Below are 6,422 nucleotides of genomic sequence, written 5' to 3'. Positions count from 1 at the left end.
AAGCCCTGCTAGAAATAGCGGGGCTTTTTTACATCTCAAGAAAAGTGTTTTGCTTCTAGGTTGTATGATACCAACCCGGGAAATTAACTGATCAGGTTTATCCAATCTCTTCTGCTCATTTTGGTGACGCGATCTTTGCACTCAAGACATCCATTCCAAGCACGACAAACCTTGGAAACAATGTCGTTATAATCAGTGAAACTTTGATTCGCTAGATAATGTTGTCGCAACCAACTCCAAACTTGCTCTATAGGGTCGAGCTCTGGTGAGTAGGGAGGAAGCCTAATAGTAGTGACGTTATTAAATTCTCTCGTAATATCATCGGTATGCCTGCCAGCTCCATCCATAATAAGGATTGCATGACGTCCTTTTTCACTGGCCTTAGATATCTGCTCTAAGTGGTTTGTCTTTATGCCCTTGTGACCCAAGGAGCTACTATGGCTTCACCAATTCTTGTTTTTGGGCATGCCGAACCAAACAAATAGCCGTATTCAAATTGCTGTTGTTTTGCCACACGAGGCCCGGTTCCACGAATCCCCAAAGACGTGTAGTTGTGTTCTGTTGACCAAACCTAGCTTCCTCTTGAAACCAGGCATCAACACTCTACAGCCCAATATTGTCGGGATCGTTTCTATTTTGATTTTTTCGGTGTTTGGATCGAGAGGTTCTCCAAGATAAGGCCATGTGCTCGAGGAGATAATAGATAGAGTTCGGGTGGTAGTACTTATCAACGATTTTCACGATTTAGTCATTTATATCGTAGATACAAAAACGCCTAGCGTTTGCTAGGCGTTGATAAATAGTATTTCTAATACATCGACTAAAGTATTTGTTTAAGCACTCTATCGGCTTTCACACGAGTGATCTTACGAATCAACTTCTGAACTTCCATCGGGTAGCTCTCTACCTTATCTAACTGCTTATAAGTACAGATAAGCTGAGTGTGTTGAAGGATATTATCCACTTCAGCCTGAAACTTGTCTGTTAGGTGATGGTAGTTATCTTGGATAAAGATGCCGTTCTCTAGATCCAACTTCCATGCGCGAGGGTTTAGGTTATTACCTGTTAGTAGCATGTAGCGCTTATCTACCCAAATACCCTTTAGGTGGAAGCTGTTGGAATCGTGTTGCCAAAGTCGAATTGATAGATTACGGCTAGCAATATGAGCCTCATTCGCTTTAGCAAAACGACGCAGGTTCAATTCGTAAAGGTATGGAAGACCACCAATCGTTTTAAACTCTTCTTCTGGCGAGATAAAGAAATCATTCGCTGTCTTATCGCCAACAACAATGCTGACCTTTACGCCACGCTTAAGCGCTTTCTTCACTTCTTTAGCTAGGCTAGGTGGGAAGTTGAAGTAAGGTGTGCAGATAAAGATTTCATCTTTAGCTTGAGCTACGAGTTGATTGATTCCCTGATTCAGACGGTTACGTCTTTTACCGATACCAACTAATGGTGTTACAGCAACTTGGTCTGCTGAAACCTCTTGACCATCGAATTGATACTGAGACCTTGCTAATGATGCACGAAACTGACGAATCGTTGGTTTCAGTTCTTTGGTCGAAGGCTTGTTCTTATCAGCCAGGTCATAAACAGCGCTGTCCGCAACCATCTGTTCGTGTACGTAGGTAAACATTGAATCAGCAAGCGCTGCGTTGTTTAAAACATGGTAACGATCAAAGCGATAGCGGTCATGGTAATTCAGGTAGATATTGTTAAGGCTTGCACCGCTGTATATCACGCTGTCATCGACGATAAAGCCCTTTAAATGCAATACGCCAAAGACTTCTTTGCCGCGAACTGGAATGCCATAGACGGGTACAGAGTGCTGATATTTTTCTGCAAACTCTTTATACATTGCAGCATTGCCTTCAGAAGACTCTGCACCAATCAATCCGCGCTGTGCTCGGTGCCAATCGACACAAACGCTCACGTCTAATTCTGGATTCTTTTGTTTTGCTTCATATAAGGCAGTTAGGATTTCACGGCCAGCCTCATCATCTTCAAGATACAAAGCGACTAAACTAATACGAGTCGTTGCGCGAGATATCTCATCAAGTAGACGAGTTCGAAACTCTTGCGCTGATAGTAGTACTTCAAACTTGTCAGGATTCTGCGCTATGGTTGGCAACTGTATGAATGGATTCCTACTGGCAATCATATTGACTGTTTTACCTTAAAAATATGCAAAATTGCGAACCTTTAATTTTACCAAAGGGATAGCATCAAATACTAGATAATCGAGGCATTCTCTAACAATTTTGCTGATAATGCATAGGAATGAGATCTTTTCCGCTATTCGAGTAGCGCTCGTATAAAACTCTTAAACCATTTGGCAGATCTTTAGGCTCTACTTGTACGAATTTGTGTCGCGCGTAAAAATTGGTGAGATGAGCGTACGCAAAGCAGTAATCGTCTTCCGTAAGTGTATGTTGCGCACAATAGTCCATAAGCTGGGAGCCTAATTGCTTACCGCGATGTTGTTTTGATATCGCCATTCCAGTAAGTAAGCGATTATTCTCTATTGTACGAAAGCGCACGACACCGCAAAGCTCGTTATCCAGTAATAACGAATAGATCAGTTCACTTTTATTGGCTTTTCCCGTTGGGTAATGTTCTTTATAGAAACGTTTAACTAAGGGAACCTTTACTGGGTCTAATTGGGTAATGATGACATTGTTCATTCAGTCACTGCGCCATTGGTTTATCTGCTGTAGAATGACTGCAGTGTAAGTTAATTGAATATCGCCATGCAATTCCATCTCAATGCTAGTTTAAAAAATGTTCATACTTTTTCGATAGATCAGACGTGTGATACGTTGGTTGAAGTCACCACTATCGAAGAATTAATTTCCGTTTACAGAGACCCTAAATGGTCAGCTTTACCTAAGTTAATACTGGGTAAAGGCAGTAATATGCTTTTTACTGAGCACTTCGCTGGTCTGGTCATAGTGAATAAATTATCCGGGATTGAGTTGACCGAGACGGACAGTCATCACCTACTGCATGTTAGTGGGGGGGAAGATTGGCCAAACTTAGTTGAATGGAGTGTGGATAAAGGGCTCGGTGGTCTAGAAAACCTAGCAATGATACCTGGCTGTTCAGGTTCGGCTCCGATTCAAAATATTGGTGCGTATGGTGTTGAGCTACAAGACGTATGCGAGTATGTCGATATCCTGTGTCTGGATACTTATACAGTTAAGCGATTGAGCAAAGAAGAGTGTCTCTTTGGTTACCGAGATTCTATTTTCAAGCACGCTCTCTACGATAAAGCGATTGTTGTTGCGATTGGTTTAACGTTGCCGAAAGAGTGGGAGCCATGCAATCACTATGGCCCGTTAAAAAGCCTAGCAGCCGATACGCTCTCTCCTCGTACTATATTTGATGAAGTATGCATTATCCGTTCAAGTAAGTTGCCAGACCCTAGAGTCCAAGGTAATGCGGGCAGCTTCTTCAAAAACCCTGTGATCACCAAAGATCATTTTGATCGCCTGTTCGCTCTATACCCAAACATTGTAGGCTATGAGAGCAATGACATGATCAAAGTCGCTGCAGGCTGGTTGATTGATCAATGCCAGTTCAAAGGCGTGACAGAAGGCGGCGCTCAAGTTCACCCAAACCAAGCATTAGTTATCATCAATTATGATAAGGCTTCTGCTGTGGATATCCTTAAGCTTGCAGAGCGAGTACGTCAGTCTGTCTTGAATAAATTCGATATTCGACTGGAACATGAAGTACGTTTTATGGGACGAGACTGCGAGACAAACCTAGACAAGGCTTTGGAGTCATTGGCATGAGAGAACACAGTACCAAGCTTGCACTATTGAGATGTCTTGCTGACGGTGAGTTTCATTCAGGTGAAGATCTAGGTGAAATGATTGGTGTATCACGAGCGGCTATCAGTAAGCACATTAAAGGCATTCAAGGGTGGGGTTTAGATATCTACCGAGTACAAGGCAAGGGCTATAAGTTAGCTAGCCGTTTAGATATGCTTAACGAAGACAAATTGTCTGTTGTTAGTCGAGATGCTTCTCTTGAACTGATTCCAATCATAGGTTCTACAAACCAACACCTATTAGAGCGTACTAACACCCTCGAATCGGGTTCTGTCTGTATTGCTGAATATCAAGCTGCGGGACGTGGACGTCGTGGACGAGAGTGGGTATCGCCATTCGGTGCAAACCTCTATCTTTCAATGTATTGGAGACTCGACGCAGGGATGGCTGCCGCGATGGGCTTGAGCCTAGTGGTTGGTGTAGCTGTTGTTGAAGCTTTGGAAGAGATGGGCGTAGAAGGTATAAAGCTCAAATGGCCGAACGACCTTTACCACAATGACAAGAAGCTTGCTGGTATCTTGGTAGAGCTGTCAGGACAGTCTGGTGGCGCTGCTCATATTGTGATTGGTTTAGGGCTAAACTTATCCATGGATCCAACAACATCAGGTATTGGCCAACCGTGGACTTCTCTTAAAGAAGTGTGTGATGGGAAGGTGCCCGATCGTAATCAGTTAGCACAGGCTCTGATCAATGCCTGGGATAAGTCTCTTGTTGATTATGAGTTGAAAGGGATGTCCAATTTTGTAGAGCGTTGGAATCGCTTTGATAATTTCTTAGGTCGCAATGTTAGGTTGATCATTGGACCTAGAGAAATTGAAGGTGTTGTTCAAGGCATCGATGAACAAGGTGCTGTATTACTCAAAACTGAGAATGGTATCGAGAGCTATATCGGCGGAGAGATATCGCTAAGAAAAGGCGATTAAGGTGTTACTATTTTCTTAATAACACTTCTTCAACCATATGATCTGCGCCTTTACGTAGAATCAAGTGAGCCCTTTCTCGTGTAGGAAGGATATTTTGTTCTAGGTTCAACCCATTAATTGAACTCCAGATACCTTCCGCTTTATCCAGTGCCGCTTGGTTCGATAATTTTGTGTAATGACTAAAGTAAGAGCCAGGTCTGGTAAACGCGCCGTCGCGGAATTTCATAAAGCGATTGACGTACCACTCTTTGATTTGTTGGCTATCAGCGTCAACATAGAGTGAGAAATCAAGGAAGTCTGAAATAAACACGCGATGTGGATCGTGAGGATCGTTCATGCCTGTTTGCAAGACATTAAGTCCTTCAATAATAAGCACATCTGGTAGGTCGACACACTTAACGTCATCAGTAATGTTGTACGTAAGATGTGAGTACACGGGAGCCGTGACATTTCTCTTGCATGCTTTTACATCCGAAACAAAGTTCACTAAACGCTTAATATCGTAAGACTCCGGAAAGCCCTTTTTACTCATCAATCCTTTTTCTTCTAACACCTCATTTGGGTATAAGAAGCCATCGGTTGTGACTAGCTCAACTTTTGGGTGGTTCTCCCAGCGAGAAAGTAGGGCTTTAAGCAGTCGTGCAGTTGTACTTTTGCCCACAGCGACACTTCCAGCAATACCGATGATAAAAGGTGGTGCTTTCTCGTTTTTATCCAGGAATTGATGGAGTACTGAGTTTCTATTCTGTCTGGCTGCCACATAGAGATTTAATAGGCGAGAGAGCGGCAGGTAGATCTCAACGGCTTCCTCCATTGTGAGCTTTTCATTGATGCCTTGAAGCTCTTTTAAGTCGCTCTCAGAAAGTGTCATCGGAACTAAATTCCTTAGCTCAGACCAACGTTCGCGGTCAAATGACATAAATGGGCTCATATAAACTCTATAGTGGATAACAAAACAAGTGCATGGAAAATACATCAAGCGATAGATAAATAAAATATCTTCCTGTACTAGATGTGGGTTAAAGGCAGAAACCTTGAGCTAAATAGCCGTATCTAGGAATTTCATAGGAGAATTTTTCACTTTTTTTCAATTTACTATTGCAAGGTGGAAAATCATTCAATAAAATGCGCCCCACTTGTGCCGACTTAGCTCAGTAGGTAGAGCAACTGACTTGTAATCAGTAGGTCACCAGTTCGATTCCGGTAGTCGGCACCACTTTCTCCCTTTCTTTAAGGTAAGCGAGAGAAAGCTCAAAATTTGGAGAGGTTCCCGAGTGGCCAAAGGGAGCAGACTGTAAATCTGTTGGCACTGCCTTCGATGGTTCGAATCCGTCCCTCTCCACCATATTCTAAAGGTTAAATAGCTCAAACAGAGTTACGTGTTGCGTGCATCGTATAATGGCTATTACCTCAGCCTTCCAAGCTGATGATGCGGGTTCGATTCCCGCTGCACGCTCCAACTCATTTTGTGTGCTGATATAGCTCAGTCGGTAGAGCGCACCCTTGGTAAGGGTGAGGTCCCCAGTTCGACTCTGGGTATTAGCACCAGTCTAAAGCTTCTTCTCCTTTAATAAAGAAAACCATTTTTTTTGGTTGCGTGGTCTTATTTTAAGCCACCTAATCCGTACCTAGAGGGACACCCCATGTCTAAAGAAAAATTTGA

The 6,422-nt window shown here is 42.9% G+C and carries 6 protein-coding genes and 4 tRNA genes; 6 read left to right on the top strand and 4 right to left on the bottom strand.

Annotation, left to right across the window (positions count from 1 at the left end; genetic code table 11):
- Positions 1–83: 83 nt before the first annotated feature.
- The 3 genes from AB4589_RS17165 to AB4589_RS17155 all read right to left on the bottom strand — a co-directional run bounded on the left by AB4589_RS17165 (position 84) and on the right by AB4589_RS17155 (position 2,684).
- A complete protein-coding gene (locus tag AB4589_RS17165; protein ID WP_371710786.1) occupies positions 84–428 on the bottom strand; it encodes a transposase in 345 nt (114 codons plus the stop codon).
- Positions 429–820: 392 nt separating this feature from the next.
- Complete coding sequence (gene pssA, locus AB4589_RS17160) at positions 821–2,161, bottom strand: CDP-diacylglycerol--serine O-phosphatidyltransferase (RefSeq protein ID WP_371710785.1); 1,341 nt, start codon at positions 2,159–2,161, stop codon at positions 821–823.
- 91 nt (positions 2,162–2,252) lie between these two features.
- Entirely contained in the window at positions 2,253–2,684 is a 432-nt protein-coding gene (locus tag AB4589_RS17155) for a GNAT family N-acetyltransferase (protein WP_012605012.1), read from the bottom strand.
- A gap of 66 nt (positions 2,685–2,750) precedes the next feature.
- Between AB4589_RS17155 and murB the strand changes: the two genes are divergently transcribed.
- Complete coding sequence (murB, locus tag AB4589_RS17150; RefSeq protein WP_041472937.1) at positions 2,751–3,797, top strand: UDP-N-acetylmuramate dehydrogenase; 1,047 nt, start codon at positions 2,751–2,753, stop codon at positions 3,795–3,797.
- Positions 3,794–4,759, top strand: a complete 966-nt coding sequence (gene birA / locus AB4589_RS17145; RefSeq protein WP_065679893.1) for a bifunctional biotin--[acetyl-CoA-carboxylase] ligase/biotin operon repressor BirA — start codon at positions 3,794–3,796, stop codon at positions 4,757–4,759. The genes murB and birA overlap by 4 nt, the downstream gene beginning before the upstream one ends.
- 7 nt (positions 4,760–4,766) lie before the next feature.
- Here birA and coaA read toward each other — a convergent pair whose 3' ends face one another.
- Positions 4,767–5,690 carry a type I pantothenate kinase gene (gene coaA, locus AB4589_RS17140; RefSeq protein WP_372101247.1) on the bottom strand — a complete coding sequence of 308 codons (924 nt, stop codon included), beginning with the start codon at positions 5,688–5,690 and terminating at the stop codon, positions 4,767–4,769.
- 209 nt (positions 5,691–5,899) lie between these two features.
- Between coaA and AB4589_RS17135 the strand changes: the two genes are divergently transcribed.
- The 4 genes from AB4589_RS17135 to AB4589_RS17120 all read left to right on the top strand — a co-directional run bounded on the left by AB4589_RS17135 (position 5,900) and on the right by AB4589_RS17120 (position 6,307).
- Positions 5,900–5,975 (top strand) — tRNA-Thr (locus AB4589_RS17135).
- A 44-nt stretch (positions 5,976–6,019) separates the two neighbouring features.
- Positions 6,020–6,104, top strand: a tRNA-Tyr gene (locus AB4589_RS17130).
- A gap of 39 nt (positions 6,105–6,143) precedes the next feature.
- Positions 6,144–6,218: transfer RNA gene (locus tag AB4589_RS17125), tRNA-Gly, on the top strand.
- 13 nt (positions 6,219–6,231) lie between these two features.
- A tRNA-Thr gene (locus AB4589_RS17120) sits at positions 6,232–6,307 on the top strand.
- The last annotated feature ends 115 nt before the right edge of the window (positions 6,308–6,422 follow it).

Origin of the sequence: Vibrio sp. 10N.222.49.A3, from assembly GCF_041475145.1 — a bacterium.
GTDB classification, from domain to species: Bacteria; Pseudomonadota; Gammaproteobacteria; order Enterobacterales; family Vibrionaceae; genus Vibrio; species Vibrio tasmaniensis_A.
Note: the sequence above shows the minus strand (reverse complement) of the source record. Positions and strands in the feature narration are given on the sequence as shown.